Origin of the sequence: Streptomyces prunicolor (assembly GCF_045162825.1) — a bacterium.
Taxonomy (GTDB): Bacteria; Actinomycetota; Actinomycetes; order Streptomycetales; family Streptomycetaceae; genus Streptomyces; species Streptomyces prunicolor.
In genome coordinates, this window is the sequence record NZ_CP108676.1 from 9,870,900 (window position 1) to 9,890,489 (window position 19,590).

Consider the following 19,590-nt stretch of genomic DNA (forward strand, 5'->3'; position numbering starts at 1 on the left):
CGCTCAGCGGACCTCGACCAGGCGGGCGAAGACGACGACGTTCCCGTCGTAGCCGTTCTGCTTGGAGAAACCGCCGCCGCAGGTGATGACGCGGAGTTCCGGAGTTCCCTTGGACGCGTAGACGCGGTCGCCGGGGAAGTCCTTCTTCTCGAAGACCTCGATGCCGTAGATCTCGAACACGGCCGTCTTTCCGTCCTTGCGCGCGACCTCGACGCGATTTCCCTTCTTGAGGGCCCCGAGTCCGTAGAACACGGCGGGGCCCATTTTGTTGTCGACATGGCCGACGACGACCGCCGTGCCCTTTTCGCCGGGGGAGACGGCGCCGGTGAACCAGCCCGCCAGATTCGGGTCCTCCGGCGGCGGGGCGCCGACCCAGCCGTCCGCGTCCAGGCCCACCGGCATGACCGGGGCGTCGACGCGGATCGCCGGGATCCGCACCCGGTCGGCGACGGAGTACGGCAGCGGGGCCGGGACCTTGCCGAACGTGGTGTGGCCGGTCCGGGCGTCCGCGGCCGCGGCGGAGGCCGGTTGGGGCGGTCCGATGTCGAACTCCCCCGAACCATTCCGAATGAGCGCGAGACCGGTCAGCAGAACAAGCGCTATCACTCCCCACGGGGCGCGCTTCTTCTGCCGCTCCTCCTCTTCGGCAAGCTCGGACAGCTCCGACGCAGACATTCGCCATCCCCTCTCGACGCGGCCGTCGCCCCGTCAATCGCGCATACGAGAACGCTAAGTCCGGAAGGCGAAACCGGCGACGGGGAAAGCGCGAACGGGTGGCCCGGACATCCTTATGTGCGCCATACGAGTTGACGCCCACAGGAATTTTCTGACGGTCCGTGACCTGCGGCAATATCCGATTGTGCGCTTTTCCCCCGGCGTGTCCTCTCACCAGGACGGACCATTCTCGAAATGCGGGCGCGCGCAAGGCATCTGAGGGTGCGTCTGGGAGGCGTTTTCTCGCCGATCGACCGGGGACGGGTCCCGGGGCGCCTTCCGCGGAGGATGACATGCGTACAACTCGTGCCCTGGCTGCCGCCGGTGCCGCGGTGGCCGTCCTGGGGCTCGCCGCCCCGGTGGCCGTCGCGGACGGCATGGGCGCCAGCCCCAGCAACATTCTCGCCCTGCCAAGCGTGATCGCCCGCGGTGGACAGCTCACCGTCACGGTCGACGGCTGCTTCAGCGGCGGCAACGCCATCGCCACCTCACCGGGGTTCGAACGCCCCGCCAACCTGTCCCTCCTGAACGGCTCCGGTACGACGTCCAGCGGAACGGCCAGGATCAGCAGGTCGGCCACCCCCGGGGCGTACAGCATCACGGTCCGCTGCTCCAACGGTTCCTCGCTGACCCGTGACGACGCCTACACCGTCATCGGCGGCGTCCGCGGCGGGCTCGGCGGCAGCAGCAGCGCCGGGGCGACCCCGACCGACATGGCGATCGGCGGCGGCCTGGTCGCCGCGGCCGTCGTGGGCGGCGGGGTGTTCTGGATGCGCCGCCGCACCGAGCGCGGGATCTGACCTCCGCCCCTTCGGAGTTCAGGCGCACATGACAGGCCTTCGCCCCGGACCCTTGCGGGTTCCGGGGCGAAGGCCTGTGCGGGTGGGTACCGCGGTCAGGCGCCGTCCTCTCCGGTACGGCGGCGGGAGAAGTGGTACGCCGCTCCCACCGAGCCCGCGATGAGGGCCGCGCCGATGCCGAGCTCCTTGAGGTCGAAGCCGGCGATGCTGCCGCCCTCACCGGCGTGGACCCCTCGCGGAATCTGCTGGGCCGGCTGGAGCGGCTGGATGTTGTTGTTCGTGCGGCCCGAGGCGATGGTCAGACCCGTGGAGCCGCTCACGCCGTCACACGTGAACGTCACCTGGTACACCGCGCCCGGCCTGGCGTCCCAGTCGACCATCGCCGTGGCCGAGGACTGCCCCGGCGAGATCCTGACCGTGTCGAAGACTCCGGAGGAGACCGTGGCGGAGCCCTTGCAGCCGCCCTGGTCCCGGTCGAGCTGGAGAGTCACCTGGCCGCCCGCCGCGATGGTCGAGGGCTGGACGGTGAAGCCGAACGGCGTGATGTTGTGGTTGCCGTCGCCCTTCGCGACGGCGACCGGCGCGGACAGGGCGAGGGCGCTGATGCCCAGCAGTGCGGCCGAAGCGACGCGTATCGCGCGCATGGTGGTTCCTCCGGGTCCCCGAGGAGCAGCAGCGGACCTTTTCCGCTTGCGCCGTAAATGCACCTCGATGACCGAAACGCTAGGAACATGTGTGCGCTCCCGCGATCGCAGTCGCGCGAATGGGGCAACCGTGTGGGCCGCACAGGGGACACCGTTCCTGCGACCGGGGGACGCCCGCGGTGTGGCGGACGTCCCCCGGACCCTTCTTGAACCTCCCCCTGGCGGGGGCTCCGGTGAGGGGCCGTCAGTCCTTGATGTGCGGGAAGAGGTTCAGGAACGGCTGCGCCGACGCCGTGATACCGCGGCTGTACGGCGCGTCGAAGTCCCAGATCAGGAACAGCAGGAAGGCGATCAGCGCCGAGAACAGCCCGGCGAGGATCAGCTCCCGGGTCGTACGCCGGATCTGCAGCGCGAAGACCATGCCGATGGTGATCACGGCCCCGGCGAGCAGCCCGAACCACACCACCGAGGGCATGGTCGCCCCGGTGGAGTCCGCGCGGGCGTTGCGTGCCTGATCCGCGGCGGCCACCTGGTCGACGAGTGGCTGGTAGGCCTGTGCCTGGAAGTCCGTCTTCGGCTGGTAGGAGGTGACGTCCTGACGGATGCGGTCGAGGAGGTCGGTTCCGCGCTGGGTGAGCTTCTCGTGGTCGGCCATCGTCTTCCACTCGACGTCGACGACCTGCGAGACGTAGGCGTTGACGTCGGCGCGGATACGGTCGCGGGCGTCCGGCGGATAGGCCTGGACCCGCTCCGAGACCTCGTGCAGCGCCTGCGCCTCCGCCTGGACGTGGTCCTGGGCGGCGCTGCGGGCCTCCCAGACGCCGGCGATCGCGAGGCCCAGGACGATGGCGTACACCACGCCGATCCACATCGTCATGTACTCGATGACGTCCGGGGTCTCACTGGGGTCCTCGTCCTCGGACGCCGAGCGTTCGCGGAGGAACGTGATGATGATGACGACGACACAGGCCGCCGCCATCGCGAGGGCGAGAACAAGCCATTCCGACAAGAGGTTCCTCCGGGGATCAGCGTGGACGCAGCGCGACGATGGCGACCACCGCGGGCAGGGTGATGAGCAGGACGTAGACGACCGGCGGCGTCCGGTTGGTGGCCGGCCGCGGACGAGGCTGGGCGTGGTACTTCGGATAACTCACCGGGGACGCCGAGGGATGCGGGCTGGGCTTGGGAGTTGGTGTCGGAGTCGGCGTCGGCGTCGGGGTGGGTGTCGGAGTGGGCGTGGGGGTCGGGATCACCCGGGGCGCCGGAGCCGCCGGTGCCGGGCGCGGCGCCGGAGCGTGCGTCGGCGGCACGGGCTTCGGCGTGGGCCGCGGCTTCGGCGTCGGCTTCGGAGTCGGGGTGGGCTTCGGCGGGGGAGGCGGGGTGGGCTTCGGCGGTGGCGGAGTGGGCGTGGGCGTCGGGGAGGGGCAGGGCGGCGGCGGGGTCGGCTTCGGGCAGGCCGGGGGAGTCGGCCAGTCGCCGCCGGCCACCGCCACCGCCTCCGTGCCGTCCGGCCCGGTCGAGGCGTACGCACAGGCGTCGGCCGCTGCCAGGCCCGCCGGTGCGCCCGCCAGCAGCCAGGTCAGCGTCACCAGGGTCAAGACCCTTGCGGCGAGGGCGGTTCGGGTCGGTTCGGGTGCATGCACGACGGAGATCATGAGGCCTCGCGGGCGGGGGCGCGCCGGGGCGCGAGAGGAATGCCCCGAAGGAGTGGAAGACGGGGTGCGACGGTTTGACGAACCGGCTTTCGGGGGTGGCCGGATGCGTACGCGCATGCGAGAGGGGGTGCCGTGTCACAGGTGTCGTAAAGAAATTTGTGCGGCGGTTGAACACTTCCGTGGTCCCCACCCGTACCTAGGACCGTGCGGCGGCACAGACGGGCGCTGCAACATCCAGGTGATTATGGGGAGTTGACGATGAAGACCTCCTGGCGGAGCGCCTCACTCGCGGCGACGGCCGTGTCCGTCATGGCGTTGACGGCGGCGTGCGGTTCGGAAAATGTGACCACGCCTTCCTCTGCGGCCCAGAATGTCGGTGCCACGGCGGCGGCCGGAGGTTACGGAAGCGTCGGTGCCACGGCCAGTGCCAGCACCGGTGCCGGCAACGGCTACGGCGCCGACGGCCAGCAGGCCGCTGCCGCTGAGCCCGCGGGCCAGCTGAACGTTGCCAACAACCCCGACCTCGGCAAGGTGTTGAGCGACGGAGCGGGTCTCACCCTCTACCGCTTCGACGCCGACACGGCCAATCCTCCCAAGTCCAACTGCGACGGCGACTGCGCCACCGCCTGGCCGCCGGTTCCCGCGAACGACGCCACGGCCGGCGCCGGTATCGACAAGTCCCTGCTCGGCGAGGTGACCCGCACCGACGGCACCAAGCAGCTGACCATCGGCGGCTGGCCCGCCTACCGCTACGCCAAGGACGTCAACGCCGGTGACGTCAACGGCCAGGGCGTGGGCGGCAAGTGGTACGCGCTCGCCCCCGACGGCAAGAAGGCGACCCTTGCCAGCCTGCCCGGTCTGTCCGTCAAGAAGGACGCCAAGCTCGGCGACATCGTCGTCGACAAGAACGGCCACACGGTCTACCGCTTCCTCAAGGACAAGGCGTGGCCGAAGTCGGTCTCGAACTGCGTGGGTGCCTGCGCGGAGAAGTGGCCGGCCGTCGGCATCGTCTCGGCGAACGACACCAAGGGCGTCGAGAAGAAGGGCCTCATGGGCTTCACCCGGTCCGACGGTGCCAAGCAGATGACCGTCGACTGCTGGCCGATCTACACCTTCTCCGGTGACACGGCCGCCGGACAGACCAACGGTCAGGGCGTGGGCGGCACTTGGTACGCCGTCTCCCCTGAAGGTAAAGCGGTCGGCGCGCCCGCGGCGTAGCGAGAACCTCCCCAGGGTTGATCGCCCCCCGCCCACTCGGCACTCGAAACGCGGAAGGGAGGGTCGCGGGCAAGCGACAGAAATGCCGAACAACACAGCGCGCGCGACCCCAGGTCCGCCCCCTCCGCACCGCACGGAGGGGGCGGGCCGCTTTGGCGTCCTCCGTACGTCAATTCCGGCATTCGCCGCGCTTCTCCGCGTGTCCCCGCACATCAATTCGGCACGTGCCACCGGCAATCAGCGGGAACGGATGGTCAATTTCCGTTTCCGCTCGACCCTTTGGCGGGCGATCAGTAGCCTCAGCTCGAACACCGGATCGCCTACGCCTTGGAGAGATACATGGAGCGTCCCGCCTGGGCACCACGAAGCATCGACATCTCGGTGCCGAGCGTTTCGCGTATCTACGACTACTACCTGGGCGGTTCGCACAACTTCGAGGTCGACCGGGAAGCGGCCCGCAAGGCCATGGAGTTCCTCCCGGGACTTCCCAAGATCATGCAGGCGAACCGGGCGTTCATGCGCCGCGCCGTACGATTCGCGGCCGCGGAGGGCATCACCCAGTTCCTCGACATCGGCTCCGGAATTCCCACCTTCGGAAACGTCCACGAGGTGGCCCAGGCGGCCAGCCCCGGCGCCCATGTCATGTACGTCGACCACGACCCGGTGGCAGTAGCGCACAGCCAGGCCGTCCTGGCCGGCAACGAGACCGCGGACGTCGTCGCGGCCGACCTCCGCAAGCCCCAGGAGATCCTGGCGAGCGCCGAGGTGCAGCGCCTGATCGACGTGAATCGGCCAGTGGCCTTACTTCTCGTTGCCATACTGCACTTCGTGGAAGACACGGACGACCCGTACGGAGCGGTGGCACAGCTGCGCGAGGCACTCGCCCCCGGCAGCCTGCTCATCCTCACCCATGCCTCGTACGAGGGAATTCCGTTGCCACCGGAGCGGGCGGAGGGCGCGGTCGACGTGTACAAGGACATTCGCAATCCGCTGATCATGCGCTCGCGCGACGAGATCGCGCGGTTCTTCGAGGGGTACGACATGGTGGAACCCGGACTGGTGCCGATGCCGGAGTGGCGGCCGGACACGGTGCTGGAGGACGAGGATCCGTACTCCTTCTCCGGATTCGCCGGCGTAGGACGCACGGCGTGATCGCGGAGCCGGACGGGCCGGAGGGCAGACTGCGCCGGTTCGCGACCATCTGGAGCCGGGCGGTGTTCCCGGCGACCTCCACGTCGCTGACCCGGCCCGAGTTCGAGGAGCTGCTCCTGCCGCTGGCACGGCGGTTGAGCGAGGCGCTGCGCGCCAGGAACTTCGAGGCCGCGGAGGGCAAGGCGGTCGGCGCCGCCCTCGTCGCCGCACACTGCACCGACCCCGACGCCCTCACCCACACCCTGGAGTGCGTCGACGCCTACCTGGTGCTCTACTGCGGCGGCGACGGCTCCCAGGAGGACCTGCGGATCCGCTCGGCCCGCCTCCAGCACGCCATGGCCGCCGGCTTCGCCCAGGAACTCCGCGAGCGCACGCTGGCCGAGCAGGAGGCCATCTCCGTGGCCGCCCTCCAGGCCCAGGGCGTCGTCGCCCAGGCCCTGCACGCGACGGAGGCCCGCTTCCGCGCGGTCTTCGAGGGCGCGGCCATAGGTATCGGCATGGCCGACCTCGACGGCAACATCCTCCAGGTCAACGGCGCGCTGCTGCGCATGTTCGGCATCACCGAGCAGACCATGGGCGGCCGCAACGTCCGCGAGTGGACCCACCCGGACGACGCCCCCCAGACCTGGACCCTCTACGACGAACTCGTCCGCGGCGAGCGCGAGCACTACCACGTCGAGAAGGCGTTCTACCGACCTGACGGAACGGTCCTGTGGACCAACCTCACGGTCTCCCTGCTGCGCGACGCCGACGGCAACCCGCAGTACCAGCTCGCCCTCATGGAGGACACCACCGAGCGGCGGCTGCTCAACCTGCGGCTGCGCTACGAGGCGACCCACGACGCCCTCACCGGCCTCCCGAACCGCACCCTGTTCTTCGAACGCCTGGAGAAGGCGCTCGGCGCGGGCGACAACCAGCGGTTCGGGCTCTGCTACCTCGACCTCGACGGCTTCAAGACCATCAACGACAGCCTCGGCCACGCGGCCGGCGACCGACTGCTCGTCGAGGTCGCCGACCGCTTGCAGTCGTGCGCGACCGCGCCCGGCGAGATGGTCGCCCGGCTCGGCGGCGACGAGTTCGTGGCGCTGACCACCGGACCCGACACCGAGCGCGAGGTCGACGAACTCGCGGGCCGCATCATGAACGCCCTGATCACCCCGGTCAGCATCGACGGCCGCGACCTCACCGTGCGCGGCTCCATCGGCATCGTCGAGGGCCCGGCAGGCGAGCGAGGCCCCGCGGAAGTGCTGCGCAGCGCCGACATCACCATGTACCGCGCCAAGTCCGCGGGCGGCAACCGCTTCGAACTCGCCGACCCCGAGGCCGACGCCCGCGCGATCACCCGCCACGGCCTGACCACGGCCCTACCCGCCGCCCTGGACCGCAAAGAGTTCTTCATCGAGTACCAGCCGCTGGTCCACCTCGGCGACGGCAGCGTGCGCGGCGCCGAGGCCCTGGTCCGCTGGCTGCACCCGCAGCACGGAGTGCTGGGCCCCGACCGCTTCATCCCGCTCGCCGAACACACGGGCCTGATCGTCCCGTTGGGCCGCTGGGTCCTGGAACAGTCCGTACGACAGGCCCGCGCCTGGCGCGAGTCCTACGGCGACGGCGTCCCGCTGCGCATCAACGTCAACCTCTCGCCCTGCCAGCTCACCCACCCCGGCCTGGTCCAGGACACCGTCGACATCCTGGAGCGCACCGGCGTCGCCCCCGACGCGCTCTGCCTGGAGGTCACCGAGTCGGCGCTGATCGGCGCCGACGACGACCTGCTGAAGCCGCTGCGGCAACTCGCCGAGATGGGCGTCGACATCGCCCTGGACGACTTCGGCACCGGCTACTCGAACCTCGCCAACCTCCGCCGCCTGCCGGTGAGCATCCTCAAGCTGGACCGCTCCTTCACCCAGAGCATGCAGCAGTTCCCGGCCGACCCCGTCGACCTCAAGATCGTCGAGGGCATCGTCTCCCTCGCCCACAGCCTGAACCTCACGGTGACGGTCGAGGGCGTCGAGACCGGAGCACAGGCCGAACAACTCCGCATACTGGGCTGCGACACGGCCCAGGGCTGGTACTACGCCCGCCCCGGCCCGCCGGACCGCCTGCACGACCTGGCGCTGGTGGACGCGACGGGCTGAACGACCGCTGCCTCAGGGCAGCGCGATCGACCGCAGGCTGCGATGGGTGGCCGCCTGGACGACGAGATGGTCCGGGTCGCCGCCCGGCACGGCGAGCCGGGGGTATTCCCCGTACCTCGCCTGCGAGTACGGCGCGGACATGCGCGGCGCGGCTGCTCCGGTCGCTTTCGGGCCGGCGCGCAGGTCGATCGTGATCACGCGTCCTCGGGTGGGGGCGTCGTTGACCGGCGTGAAGGTGACGAACCGGTCGCCGGCCAGCTCCGCCTCCTCGGTGGTGGTGTCGTAACTCCACAGCCTTTTGTAGTGGACGAGGTCGTACGCGTTCCAGGCGCCGCCGCCCGGGTCCTCCGCGCTGTCCTCGTACAGCACGAGCACACCGTCGGACGAGATCACCCCGCGCTCGGGCTTCTGGCCCGTGTCCTTGGCGGTCCGCAGCGGCCGGAGCGTGTCCGGGTCCAGGCGCTGGAGCGGCGGGAAGGTGTCCTCGGCGGAGATCGGACTGCCGGTGCACACGAGGTACTCGCCGCCGGAGATGAGGTACGAGCACTCGACGCCCTGGGGAGTGGTCGCCACGGTGGCGCCGGCGCGGGCGTCGCGGGCGGTGACCTTCGTGTAGTCGGTGGTGTAGACGCGGCCCCCGAAAGCGGCCATGTCCCCGTAAGGACCCGCCGCGACGCTGCGGTGCCACAGGGCCTTGCCGTCGGACATCCGGAAGGCGGCGAGGGTGATGATCTTCGCGCCCGCTGTCGGGGTCTCGAGAACGAAGACGGTCCCGTCCGCCACCTTGAGAACCACCGGGACGGTGGAGCCGTAGGCCAGCCGATGCGTCCAGGCCGCCTTGCCCGTGCGCAGATTCGCCGCGCTCAGTGTCGCGCCGGAGGTGGTCACGGCCCGTTCGGTGGCCGAGTCGACGACCAGCTCGGCGTCCTTGCCGCGGCCGGCCGGCGGGACGGACCACGTGACCTTGCCCGTGCTGCGGGACCGCCCGACGAAACCGCCGGAGCCGGTGCGGCACACGACCTGATGAGCTGTCGCCTCGCAGCGGCCGTCCGTCGCGGGGTAGGAAGCGGTCCACGCACGCCAGTCCGAGGAGGCGACGGAGGCCCGCGAGGCGCTGGAACCCGCAGGCGCCGAAACCGTCGTACGACTCGACTCGCCGGAAGGCGTGCCCCCTGAGCCCGCGCAGCCCACGAGTACCAGCCCGAGCAGTGCCGCGCCCACCCACCGTATTCGTCGCATTCTCGTCACCCCCGCGAAAGAAGCCCCATGCTAAGCGGCGATCAACGCTCCAGGAGCATCCGCTGCAACTCCCTGGCCGCCCGCGGCGGCGCCACATCGCTGCGATGCGCGAGTGCGATCGTCCGATGCAGCCCGGGCCGCGCCAGCGGCGTCACCCGCAGCCCGCGCCCGGACTTCGTCGCCACCATGCGCGGTACTACGGCCACGCCGAGCCCCGCCCGCACGAAGCCGAGGACCGCGTCCATCTCGCCGCCCTCCACCGCGAAGTCGGGTTCGAAGCCCTCGGCACGGCACGCGGCGACGGTCAGTTCACGCAGGTCGTAGCCGTGCCGGAACATCACCAGACGCTCGCCCTCCAGGTCCGAGATCCGCACCGTCGGCCCCCGGCCCGGCGCCGGTGCCTCCGGTGAGGACACGACCACCAGGTCCTCGCGCAGCAACTCCACGGTCGTCAACGCCGGTGACGGCGTGGGCAGCGGCAGCACCACCAGGGCCAAGTCCAAGGCGCCGCGCGCGAGTTCACGTACGAGATCGTGCGAACCGCCCTCCTCGATCAGCAGCCGGATGCCCGGATAGCGGTCGTGGAAAGCGCGCAGCACATCCGGCAACAGACCCGTGCACAGGCTCGGGGTCGCGCCCAACCTGATCCGGCCGCTGCGGAGTTGGACCAGTTCGAGGACCTCGTGCCGGGCCGTGTCCGCGTCCGCCAGGATGCGCCGGGCCAGCGGCAGCAGCGCCTCGCCCGCGTCCGTGAGCGTGATGTTGCCCCGGGCCCGCAGGAACAGATCCGCGCCCAGCTCCCGCTCCAGCGCCTTGATCTGCTGGGACAGCGAGGGCTGCGCGACATGGACCAGATCGGCGGCCCGGGTGAAGTGCCGGGTCTCGGCCACGGCCACGAAGTACTGGAGCTGCTGGAACTGCATGCACCCACGATAGTCGTAGGCTATGGAAACCAGGCAGACCATGTCTTGGACCGATCGGCCTCTTGACATTTAGCGTGCTTGCCATGGCTCTGGCAACGCGGACGGACCGACGGCCGTCGATGGCGCGCACGGTGTGGGACAGCTCCGTCGGCAAGAAGACAGTGATGGCCGTCAGCGGTCTGATCATGCTGCTGTACCTGGTCGTCCACATGATCGGGAACCTGAAGATCTTCTTCGGCGCGGGCGAGTTCAACCACTACGCCCACTGGCTGCGCACCGTCGGCGAACCCTTCATGCACTACGAGTGGACGCTCTGGCTGATCCGGATCGTCCTCGTCGTCGCCGTGATCGCCCACGCCGTCTCCGCGTACCAGCTCAGCCGCCGCGACATCAGGGCGCGCCCCAGCAAGTACGTGCACAAGAAACGCCGGGCGAGCTACGCCACGCGCACCATGCGCTGGGGCGGGATCATCCTCGGCCTGTTCATCGTCTGGCACATCCTCGACCTGACGACCGGCACCGTGCACTCCGGCGGCTTCCAGGAGGGCCACCCGTACCAGAACGTGGTGGACACCTTCTCCACTTGGTACGGCGACACCATCTACATCGTCGCGATGCTCGCCCTCGGCCTGCACGTCCGGCACGGCTTCTGGAGTGCCGCCCAGACCCTCGGCGCGGGCAGCCGCAGCCGCGACCGCGCCCTGAAGACCATCGCCAATGTCCTCGCGCTGCTGCTCACCGCCGGCTTCATCGCCGTACCCGTGGGCGTCATGACCGGAGTGGTGAGCTGAAATGACCCTTGAATACGCCGACTTCACGACCGGGGAACCCGTCACCGACACCAAGTCGCCCACCGGCCCCATCAACGAACGCTGGGACACCCGCCGTTTCGAGGCCAAACTCGTCAACCCCGCCAACCGGCGCAAACACACGGTGATCGTCGTCGGCACCGGCCTCGCGGGCGGCTCCGCCGGAGCCACACTCGCCGAACAGGGCTACCACGTCGTCCAGTTCTGCTTCCAGGACTCCCCGCGCCGCGCCCACTCGATCGCCGCCCAGGGCGGCATCAACGCGGCGAAGAACTACCGCAACGACGGCGACTCCGTTCACCGCCTCTTCTACGACACCGTCAAGGGCGGCGACTTCAGGGCCCGCGAGTCCAACGTCCACCGCCTGGCGCAGATCTCGGTGGAAATCATCGACCAGTGCGTGGCGCAGGGCGTGCCCTTCGCGCGGGAGTACGGCGGCCTCCTCGACACCCGCTCCTTCGGCGGTGTGCAGGTCTCGCGGACCTTCTACGCCCGCGGCCAGACGGGCCAGCAACTCCTGCTCGGCGCCTACCAGGCGCTGTCCCGGCAGATCGCCGCCGGCAACATCGAGATGCACCCGCGCACCGAGATGCTCGACCTGATCGTCATCGACGGGAAGGCGCGCGGGATCGTGGCGCGCGATCTCATCAGCGGCCGTATCGACACGTACTTCGCGGACGCCGTCGTCCTCGCCAGCGGCGGCTACGGCAACGTCTTCTACCTGTCGACGAACGCCATGAACTCCAACGCCACCGCCGTCTGGCGGGCCCACCGGCGCGGCGCGCTCTTCGCCAACCCGTGCTTCACCCAGATCCACCCCACCTGCATCCCGCGCACCGGCGACCACCAGTCCAAACTCACGCTGATGAGCGAGTCGTTGCGCAACGACGGCCGGATCTGGGTGCCGAAGGCGCAGGGCGACCAGCGCCCGCCGAACGAGATCCCCGAGGCTGAGCGCGACTACTACCTGGAGCGCATCTACCCGGCCTTCGGCAACCTCGTGCCCCGCGACATCGCCTCCCGCGCCGCGAAGAACGTGTGCGACGAGGGCAGGGGAGTCGGCCCCGGCGGGCAGGGTGTCTACCTCGACTTCGCCGACGCCATCGGGCGGTTGGGGCGGAAGGCCGTCGAGGAGAAGTACGGCAACCTCTTCGACATGTACGCCCGGATCACCGCCGAGGACCCGTACACGGTCCCCATGCGGATCTACCCCGCCGTGCACTACACGATGGGCGGTCTCTGGGTCGACTACGACCTCCAGACCACGGTCCCGGGCCTGTTCGCGATCGGCGAGGCCAACTTCTCCGACCACGGCGCCAACCGCCTCGGCGCCTCCGCGCTGATGCAGGGCCTCGCCGACGGCTACTTCGTCCTCCCGGCGACCATCAACGACTACCTCGCGCGGAACCCCGGACACGAGGAGATCGGCGTCCAACACCCCGCCGTACAAGAGGTGTTGGCGGAGACCGAGGACCGACTCAACCTCCTCCTCGCGGTGGACGGCGACCGCACCCCCGACTCCTTCCACCGTGAACTCGGCGAACTCATGTGGGAGTTCTGCGGCATGGCCCGCACCGACAGCGGACTGCGCAAGGCGCTGGAACGCATCCCGCAGATCCGTGAGGAGTTCTGGCGGCGGATCAAGGTCCCGGGCACCGGCGAGGAGTTCAACCAGTCGCTGGAGAAGGCGAACCGGATCGTCGACTACCTCGAACTCGCCGAGCTGATGTGCCTCGACGCACTCAACCGCGCCGAGTCCTGCGGCGGCCATTTCCGCGAGGAGTCGCAGACCCCGGACGGCGAAGCGGAGCGCAGGGACGAGGAGTTCAGCTACGCGGCCGCCTGGGAGTTCACCGGTACCGGCTCATCTCCCGTACTGCACAAGGAAGACCTGGTCTTCGAGTACGTCCACCCCACCCAGCGGAGCTACGCATGAAGCTCACCCTGCGCGTCTGGCGGCAGCAGAACGCCGACGCCGAAGGCGCCATGTCCACCTACCAAGTGGACGGAATCTCCACGGACATGTCGTTCCTGGAAATGCTCGACACCCTCAACGAGGAACTCATCCTCAAGGGCGAGGACCCGGTCGCCTTCGACCACGACTGCCGCGAGGGCATCTGCGGCGCGTGCAGCCTCGTGATCAACGGCGACGCGCACGGCCCGGAGCGCACGACGACCTGCCAACTCCACATGCGGTCCTTCGAGGACGGCGACACGATCGACATCGAGCCGTGGCGCGCCTCCGCCTTCCCGGTCGTCAAGGACCTCGTGGTCGACCGCTCGGCCTTCGACCGGATCATCCAGGCCGGCGGCTACATCACGGCCCCGACCGGCGCCGCCCCCGAGGCCCACGCCTCCGCCGTCCCCAAACCGGACGCCGACTTCGCCTTCGAGCACGCCGAGTGCATCGGCTGCGGAGCGTGCGTCGCCGCGTGCCCCAACGGCGCGGCGATGCTCTTCACTTCGGCCAAGGTCAACCACCTCAACGTCCTCCCGCAGGGTGCCCCCGAGCGCGAGACCCGCGTCCTCGACATGGTCGCGCAGATGGATGAGGAGGGCTTCGGCGGCTGCACGCTGGCCGGTGAGTGCGCGACCGCCTGCCCGAAGGGCATCCCGCTGGTCTCCATCACCGGGATGAACAAGGAATGGCTGCGGGCGACGCGCAAGGTGGCCAAGCGCTAGACGTCCCAGCTCACCGAACGTTCGCCGGCAGGGTGCGGACGGGCGGAGCCGGAGTGGTGCTCAACCCCGGCTCCGCCAAGCACCCCTGGCATTCAACAACCCCACATCGTCTCTCTCTTCGCGGGTCACACCACGGACAGCCGGCGTCGGCACAACAGGTATGGCGGCACCGCTCGCCGCTGAGCCGCCCCCGGCCCGTGACCAGGAGAGAGCCATGACCGGCGTATCCACCCTCGACCGTCCCTCGCAGCCCGCCGCGCCGACCCGCTACACCGTCACGCTCGCCCGCGACGAGGACGAGGTGCGGGCCGCGCAGCGGCTGCGGCACGACGTCTTCGCCGGGGAGATGGGCGCCCACCTCTCCAGCCCGCAGCCTGGCCTGGACGTCGACGCCTTCGACGCCTACTGCGACCACCTCCTCGTCCGCGACACGGTCAGCGGGCAGGTGGTCGGCACCTACCGGCTGCTGCCGCCCGAGCGCGCCGCGGTCGCCGGACGGCTCTACTCGGAGAGCGAGTTCGACCTCGCCCCCCTCGACTCGATCCGCCCGCGCCTCGTCGAGGTCGGCCGCTCCTGCGTCCACCCCGACCACCGCGACGGCGCCGTCATCGGCCTCATCTGGGCCGGCATAGCCCGCTACATGGTCGACCGCGGCCACGACTGGCTCGCCGGCTGCTGCTCCATCCCGCTGGCCGACGGCGGCGCCCTCGCCGCCGGCACCTGGGACCGGGTCGGCGCCAAGCACCTCGCCCCGGAGGAGTTCCGGGTACGACCGCTGCGGCCCTGGAACGCCGACGGCGTGACCCGCCCCGCCGAGCGCGTCGAACTCCCGCCGCTGCTGCGCGGATACGTCCGCCTCGGCGCCTGGGTGTGCGGCGAGCCCGCCCACGACCCGGACTTCGGGGTCGCCGACCTGTACGTGCTGCTGTCGATGCGCCGGGTCAACCCGCGCTATCTGCGGCACTTCCTCTCGCTCGTCCCGGCGTGATGAGCGGCTGGCTGCCCAGCGCGCCCTGCACCCCCAGGGCGTGCATCGAGTCGAAGGGGTCCGTCACGGCCGTACCGCGCGCCGTGCTGCGCTTGGTGACCGTCTTGGTCGTGGTGGCCGCCGGGGCCGCACTCACCCCGATCGGCGGGCGGATCCCCGCCCGCGCGGTGCGCTGGTGGTGCCGGACCATCGTCCGGTCCGCCGGTATCCGGCTCCGCATCACCGGCACCACCACGCCCACCGGCGGGTTGCTCCTGGTCGCCAACCACATTTCCTGGCTGGACATCCCGCTGCTGGCCGCCATACGCCCCGCCCGCATGCTGGCCAAGGCCGAGATCCGGCACTGGCCCGTCGCGGGCACGCTTACCGCGGGCAGCGGCGCCCTGTTCATCGACCGCGACCGACTGCGTGCCCTCCCCGAGACCGTCGCCTCCATCGCGGGCGCCCTGCGCGCGGGCGGCGCGGTCGCCGTCTTCCCCGAGGGCAGCACCTGGTGCGGCCGGGCCCAGGGCCACTTCCGGCGGGCCGTCTTCCAGGCCGCGTTGGACGCCGGAGTCCCCGTCCAGCCGGTCGGCCTGCACTACACGACCGACGGCACCCCCAGCACCGCCCCCGCCTTCGTCGGCAGCGACTCCCTGCTCACCTCGGTGTGGCGGGTCGTGTCGACGCGCGGGCTCGTCGCCGAGGTCGAGGTGGGCGAGACCATCGCGCCCGGCAGCCACCCCGACCGCCGCTCCCTTGCCCATGCGGCACAGGCCGGGGTGACGGCTCAGCCCCAGCACCAGGACCACTGCACGTCGGTGGCGCAGGCCCCGGTGAAAATCCGCAGGACGGCGCGGAGGCGTCCTGTTAGCGTTGCCTCCATGAGGATCATCAGGCACACCGGCACCGCGACCGCGCGAGCGACCAGCTCGCCGGCTGCCGATGTCTGAACCTCACTGACCTCTCCCGGCGGCCGGAAACGGACCGCCGGGTGTGTCGTTTCCAGCCCCCTTGCACGCTGCCCCGCGGTCCCTTCCGGTCTCCCACCGACCCGCGAAGGACTCACCGCCATGAACACCGACGACATCGTCCGTACGTTCCTCGACTTCTACCGCGAACGCGGGCACGAGCTGATCACCGGCAGCTCGCTGCTGCCGCCGCCCTCGGACCCGGTCCTCTTCACCACGTCCGGCATGCACCCGCTCACGCCGTATCTCCAGGGCCGCCCGCATCCACAGGGACGGCGCCTCGTCAACGTCCAACGCTGCCTGCGCACTACGGATCTCGACGAGATCGGCGACCTCACCCACCTGACCGTGTTCGAGATGCTCGGCTCATGGTCACTGGGCGACTACGGCCATCCGCAGAGCCTGCGTTGGGGGTACGAGCTGCTGCGGGACGGCTTCGGCATCCCGCGCGAGAAGTTGTACGTCACTGTCTTCGGCGGTGATGAACAGGTTGGCCCCGACCTTGAATCGCTGGACACCTGGCGGGAGTTGGGGCTGCCGGTCGAGTCGACTGGGGACGAGAACTGGTGGTCCAACGGGCCAGTGGGTCCCTGTGGTCCTGACTCTGAGATCTTCTACTGGATCGGGGACGGCCCGCCGGAGGGGAGCCCGACCACTGATTCGCGCTGGGTGGAGATCTGGAATCACGTGCACATGCGGTACGAACGTGGCGAGGACGGTGGGCTGGTTCCGCTGCGGCAGGCCAACGTCGACACGGGCATGGGGCTGGAGCGGCTGGTGTCTGTCCTTCAGGGGCAGCGGTCGGTCTATGAGACGGATCTTTTCGAGCCGTGGATGAGGACGGTTCCGCTGTTGTGGGAGCTGGACGAGCGCTCGGTGCGGGTGGTCTGTGATCATCTTCGGTCGAGTGTCGTCGTCCTGGAGGAGGGGGTACGGCCTTCCAACACCGGGCGTGGATATGTGGTGCGGCGGTTGATTCGGCGGCTGCTCACGGTTCTGTGGCGGGACGACGACTCGCGTACGTTGTGCGATCTGCCGGGGGAGCTTCTCGGTACCGGCACCGTGCGGGGGGTGTTGCTGGAGGAGGAACAGCGGTTCGGTCAACTCCTTGAGCGGGGGCGGCGGGTGTTGTCTCGGCCGGAGTTTCGGGGGTCGTTGAGTGAGGAGGACTTCCGCTACCTTCATGACACTTATGGGTTGCCCCGGGAGTGGGTTGCCGGGCTTCAGGGGTAGTTGGTCGGATGCGGGTGCGTGGGGGCTGGTCGCGCCCGCGCGGCGGAGCCGCAAACTGACACAGCCCCGCGCCCCTAAGAAGTTGCCATTACCCTTGCCAGAAAAGGTGCCGTGGTGCTTCCGGTCGCCCTTGCTACCTCACCCGGCGGGCCTGCTGCCACGATCCTGCCGCCCTCATCCCCTCCACCTGGCCCCAAGTCGATCACCCAGTCCGCGCCCGCCACCACCGCCATGTCGTGTTCGACCACCACCACGGTGTGGCCGGCGTCTACCAGGCCGTGGAGTTGGCGGAGGAGGACCTCTACGTCGGCCGGGTGGAGGCCGGTTGTCGGCTCGTCGAGGAGGTAGAGGGTGTGGTCGCGTCGGGCGCGTTGCAACTCGGTGGCCAGTTTGATGCGTTGGGCCTCGCCGCCGGACAACTCGGTGGCGGGTTGGCCCAGGTGCAGGTAGCCGAGGCCTACGTTCAGCAGTGTGGTCAGGCTGCGGGTCACGGCCGGGGTGTCCGTGTCCGCGAAGAAGTCCGCCGCGCTCTCCACCGTCAGGTCGAGGACCTGCGCGATGTTCCGTCCCCGGTACGTCACTTGGAGCGTCTCGGGGTTGTAGCGCGCCCCGCCGCAGTCCGGGCACGGCGCGTAGGTGCTCGGCAGGAAGAGCAGCTCCACGCTGACGAAGCCTTCGCCCTGGCAGGTCTCGCAGCGGCCGCCCGCCACGTTGAAGGAGAACCGGCCTACGCCGTAACCCCGTTGGCGTGCCTCGTCCGTCGACGCGAACACCTTGCGGACGACGTCGAAGAGGCCGGTGTAGGTGGCCAGGTTCGAGCGGGGGGTGCGGCCGATCGGCTTCTGGTCCACCGACACCAGGCGTCCCACGCCCGGGAGTTCCTCGGTGATCTCGCCGATGAGTGTGGACTTGCCCGAGCCTGAGACGCCGGTGACCGCTGTGAACGCGCCCAGGGGGAACTCCGCCGTCACGTCCCGAAGGTTGTGCCGCGTCACCGGGCCCACCTTCAACTCGCCTCGCGGTGAACGGACTTCGCGGGCCGGAGCGGGGGAGTCGTCGAAGAGGAAGCGCGCCGTCGCCGATTCCGTCACCGCCGCAAGCTCCGCCACCGGTCCGCTGTGCAGTACCCGGCCGCCGTGCTCGCCTGCCAGTGGGCCCACGTCCACCAGCCAGTCGGCGGCGCGCATGACGTCGAGGTGGTGCTCCACCACGAACACCGAGTTGCCCGCCGCCTTGAGTCGGTCCAACACCGTGAGCAGGGCCTTGGTGTCCGCCGGGTGCAGGCCGGCGGACGGTTCGTCGAGGACGTAGACGACACCGAAGAGGCCGGACCTCAACTGGGTTGCCAGGCGCAGGCGTTGGAGTTCGCCTGCCGAGAGGGTGGGGGTCGCGCGGTCCAGGCTGAGGTAGCCGAGGCCCAGTTCGAGGATCGGGGCGATGCGGGAGGTGAGGTCCTCGGTGAGGACGCGTGCCGCCTCCGACGTGCCGTTGAGGGTGCCTGCCAACTCCGCCAGCGGCAGCGCGGCCAGGTCGGCGATCGTGCGGCCCGCGATGGTCACCGCCAAGGACTCGGCACGCAGTCTGCTGCCTCCGCACAGCGGGCAGGGGGCGCTGGTCAGGAAGCGTTCCGCCTTGGCCCGTAGGGTCGGGCTCTTCGTGTCCGAGAACGTCTTCATGACGTAGCGGTGGGCGCTCATGTACGTGCCCTGGTACGGGCGTTGGATGCGGTCCGCGTCCCGGATCGGGTGGACCGTGACCACCGGTTGTTCGTCCGTGAACAGGATCCACTCCCGCTGTTCGGCGGGGAGTTCGCGCCACGGCACGTCCACGTCGTGGCCGAGGGTGTCGAGGATGTCGCGCAGGTTCTTGCCCTGCCAGGCGCCCGGCCACGCGGCGATCGCGCCCTCGCGGATCGACAGGGAGGGGTCGGGGACGAGGGATGCCTCGGTTGTGCGGTGGACCCGTCCCAGGCCGTGGCACTCCGGGCACGCGCCCGCCGCCGTGTTGGGGGAGAAGGCGTCGGAGTCGAGGTGTTCCGCGCCGGGCGGGTAGTCGCCTGCTCGGGAGAACAGCATCCGGAGGGAGTTCGAGAGGTTGGTGACCGTGCCCACCGAGGAGCGGGAGGTCGGGGTCGAGCGGCGTTGTTGGAGGGAGACCGCGGGCGGGAGGCCGGTGATCTCGCCGACCTTCGGGGCTCCTACCTGGTGGATCAGGCGGCGGGCGTACGGCGCCACCGACTCGAAGTAGCGGCGCTGGGCCTCCGCGTAGATCGTGCCGAAGGCGAGGGACGACTTTCCGGAGCCGGAGACGCCTGTGAACACGGTCAACACGTCCCGCGGGATGTCGACGTCGACGCCTTGGAGATTGTGCTCGCGGGCGTCGCGGACGCGGACGTAGGAGTCCGGGACGTGGGGGGTGCGGGGGGTGTCGGGGCTGTGCATGACCGGGCGA

17 protein-coding genes are annotated in these 19,590 nt (G+C 70.0%); 10 read left to right on the forward strand and 7 right to left on the reverse strand.

Annotation, left to right across the window (positions count from 1 at the left end):
• Positions 1 to 3: 3 nt before the first annotated feature.
• Positions 4 to 675, reverse strand: coding sequence for a class F sortase (locus OG588_RS44620; RefSeq protein ID WP_019057591.1), 672 nt, complete (start codon positions 673 to 675; stop codon positions 4 to 6).
• Between the two features lie 332 nt (positions 676 to 1,007).
• Between OG588_RS44620 and OG588_RS44625 the strand changes: the two genes are divergently transcribed.
• Positions 1,008 to 1,514 (forward strand): hypothetical protein, encoded by a 507-nt coding sequence (locus tag OG588_RS44625; RefSeq protein ID WP_405952254.1) that lies wholly within the window; start codon positions 1,008 to 1,010, stop codon positions 1,512 to 1,514.
• A gap of 95 nt (positions 1,515 to 1,609) precedes the next feature.
• On the opposite strand, the gene OG588_RS44630 is transcribed toward OG588_RS44625, so the two are convergent.
• The 3 genes from OG588_RS44630 to OG588_RS44640 form a co-directional block, all read right to left on the reverse strand.
• Positions 1,610 to 2,158: a hypothetical protein gene (locus OG588_RS44630; RefSeq protein ID WP_405952255.1), complete on the reverse strand. Its 549-nt coding sequence runs from the start codon at positions 2,156 to 2,158 to the stop codon at positions 1,610 to 1,612.
• Positions 2,159 to 2,402: 244 nt separating this feature from the next.
• Positions 2,403 to 3,167, reverse strand: coding sequence for a DUF4239 domain-containing protein (locus tag OG588_RS44635; protein ID WP_405952256.1), 765 nt, complete (start codon positions 3,165 to 3,167; stop codon positions 2,403 to 2,405).
• 16 nt (positions 3,168 to 3,183) lie between these two features.
• Complete coding sequence (locus tag OG588_RS44640; protein WP_405952257.1) at positions 3,184 to 3,801, reverse strand: hypothetical protein; 618 nt, start codon at positions 3,799 to 3,801, stop codon at positions 3,184 to 3,186.
• Between the two features lie 270 nt (positions 3,802 to 4,071).
• Between OG588_RS44640 and OG588_RS44645 the strand changes: the two genes are divergently transcribed.
• The 3 genes from OG588_RS44645 to OG588_RS44655 all read left to right on the forward strand — a co-directional run bounded on the left by OG588_RS44645 (position 4,072) and on the right by OG588_RS44655 (position 8,315).
• Positions 4,072 to 5,031 (forward strand): SCO0930 family lipoprotein, encoded by a 960-nt coding sequence (locus tag OG588_RS44645; RefSeq protein ID WP_405952258.1) that lies wholly within the window; start codon positions 4,072 to 4,074, stop codon positions 5,029 to 5,031.
• A 339-nt stretch (positions 5,032 to 5,370) separates the two neighbouring features.
• A complete protein-coding gene (locus OG588_RS44650) occupies positions 5,371 to 6,183 on the forward strand; it encodes an SAM-dependent methyltransferase (protein ID WP_405952259.1) in 813 nt (270 codons plus the stop codon).
• On the forward strand, positions 6,180 to 8,315 hold the full coding sequence (locus OG588_RS44655) for a putative bifunctional diguanylate cyclase/phosphodiesterase (protein ID WP_405952260.1): 2,136 nt from the start codon (positions 6,180 to 6,182) through the stop codon (positions 8,313 to 8,315). Before OG588_RS44650 ends, OG588_RS44655 begins: the two co-directional genes overlap by 4 nt.
• Before the next feature lie 12 nt (positions 8,316 to 8,327).
• Here the strand turns inward: OG588_RS44655 and OG588_RS44660 are convergent, their stop codons facing one another.
• Both OG588_RS44660 and OG588_RS44665 read right to left on the reverse strand, forming a co-directional pair.
• Positions 8,328 to 9,554, reverse strand: a complete 1,227-nt coding sequence (locus OG588_RS44660; protein WP_405952261.1) for a PQQ-binding-like beta-propeller repeat protein — start codon at positions 9,552 to 9,554, stop codon at positions 8,328 to 8,330.
• A 41-nt stretch (positions 9,555 to 9,595) separates the two neighbouring features.
• Positions 9,596 to 10,477, reverse strand: a complete 882-nt coding sequence (locus tag OG588_RS44665; RefSeq protein ID WP_405952262.1) for a LysR family transcriptional regulator — start codon at positions 10,475 to 10,477, stop codon at positions 9,596 to 9,598.
• Between the two features lie 119 nt (positions 10,478 to 10,596).
• On the opposite strand from OG588_RS44665, the gene OG588_RS44670 reads away from it, so the two are divergent.
• From OG588_RS44670 to OG588_RS44695, 6 genes are all read left to right on the forward strand, one after another.
• Entirely contained in the window at positions 10,597 to 11,268 is a 672-nt protein-coding gene (locus OG588_RS44670) for a succinate dehydrogenase (protein WP_405953372.1), read from the forward strand.
• A gap of 1 nt (position 11,269) precedes the next feature.
• Positions 11,270 to 13,222, forward strand: a complete 1,953-nt coding sequence (locus OG588_RS44675; RefSeq protein WP_405952263.1) for a fumarate reductase/succinate dehydrogenase flavoprotein subunit — start codon at positions 11,270 to 11,272, stop codon at positions 13,220 to 13,222.
• A complete protein-coding gene (locus OG588_RS44680; protein ID WP_405952264.1) occupies positions 13,219 to 13,968 on the forward strand; it encodes a succinate dehydrogenase/fumarate reductase iron-sulfur subunit in 750 nt (249 codons plus the stop codon). The genes OG588_RS44675 and OG588_RS44680 overlap by 4 nt, the downstream gene beginning before the upstream one ends.
• A 214-nt stretch (positions 13,969 to 14,182) precedes the next feature.
• Positions 14,183 to 14,956, forward strand: a complete 774-nt coding sequence (locus OG588_RS44685) for a GNAT family N-acetyltransferase (protein WP_405952265.1) — start codon at positions 14,183 to 14,185, stop codon at positions 14,954 to 14,956.
• Positions 14,956 to 15,888 (forward strand): lysophospholipid acyltransferase family protein, encoded by a 933-nt coding sequence (locus OG588_RS44690; protein WP_405952266.1) that lies wholly within the window; start codon positions 14,956 to 14,958, stop codon positions 15,886 to 15,888. Before OG588_RS44685 ends, OG588_RS44690 begins: the two co-directional genes overlap by 1 nt.
• Positions 15,889 to 16,008: 120 nt before the next feature.
• A complete protein-coding gene (locus OG588_RS44695) occupies positions 16,009 to 17,139 on the forward strand; it encodes an alanine--tRNA ligase-related protein (protein ID WP_405952267.1) in 1,131 nt (376 codons plus the stop codon).
• Between the two features lie 74 nt (positions 17,140 to 17,213).
• On the opposite strand, the gene OG588_RS44700 is transcribed toward OG588_RS44695, so the two are convergent.
• The gene (locus tag OG588_RS44700) at positions 17,214 to 19,580 is read right to left on the reverse strand and encodes an ATP-binding cassette domain-containing protein (protein WP_405952268.1); all 2,367 of its coding nucleotides are present in this window, start codon (positions 19,578 to 19,580) and stop codon (positions 17,214 to 17,216) included.
• Positions 19,581 to 19,590: the final 10 nt, after the last annotated feature.

Excerpts from the sequence above, each read along its gene's own strand:
- OG588_RS44620 (WP_019057591.1), bottom strand. The coding sequence starts at position 675 with ATGTCTGCGTCGGAGCTGTCCGAGCTTGCCGAAGAGGAGGAGCGGCAG.
- OG588_RS44625 (WP_405952254.1), top strand. The coding sequence starts at position 1,008 with ATGCGTACAACTCGTGCCCTGGCTGCCGCCGGTGCCGCGGTGGCCGTC.
- OG588_RS44630 (WP_405952255.1), bottom strand. The coding sequence starts at position 2,158 with ATGCGCGCGATACGCGTCGCTTCGGCCGCACTGCTGGGCATCAGCGCC.
- OG588_RS44645 (WP_405952258.1), top strand. The coding sequence starts at position 4,072 with ATGAAGACCTCCTGGCGGAGCGCCTCACTCGCGGCGACGGCCGTGTCC.
- OG588_RS44650 (WP_405952259.1), top strand. The coding sequence starts at position 5,371 with ATGGAGCGTCCCGCCTGGGCACCACGAAGCATCGACATCTCGGTGCCG.
- OG588_RS44660 (WP_405952261.1), bottom strand. The coding sequence starts at position 9,554 with ATGCGACGAATACGGTGGGTGGGCGCGGCACTGCTCGGGCTGGTACTC.
- OG588_RS44665 (WP_405952262.1), bottom strand. The coding sequence starts at position 10,477 with ATGCAGTTCCAGCAGCTCCAGTACTTCGTGGCCGTGGCCGAGACCCGG.
- OG588_RS44670 (WP_405953372.1), top strand. The coding sequence starts at position 10,597 with ATGGCGCGCACGGTGTGGGACAGCTCCGTCGGCAAGAAGACAGTGATG.
- OG588_RS44675 (WP_405952263.1), top strand. The coding sequence starts at position 11,270 with ATGACCCTTGAATACGCCGACTTCACGACCGGGGAACCCGTCACCGAC.
- OG588_RS44680 (WP_405952264.1), top strand. The coding sequence starts at position 13,219 with ATGAAGCTCACCCTGCGCGTCTGGCGGCAGCAGAACGCCGACGCCGAA.
- OG588_RS44685 (WP_405952265.1), top strand. The coding sequence starts at position 14,183 with ATGACCGGCGTATCCACCCTCGACCGTCCCTCGCAGCCCGCCGCGCCG.
- OG588_RS44690 (WP_405952266.1), top strand. The coding sequence starts at position 14,956 with ATGAGCGGCTGGCTGCCCAGCGCGCCCTGCACCCCCAGGGCGTGCATC.
- OG588_RS44695 (WP_405952267.1), top strand. The coding sequence starts at position 16,009 with ATGAACACCGACGACATCGTCCGTACGTTCCTCGACTTCTACCGCGAA.
- OG588_RS44700 (WP_405952268.1), bottom strand. The coding sequence starts at position 19,580 with ATGCACAGCCCCGACACCCCCCGCACCCCCCACGTCCCGGACTCCTAC.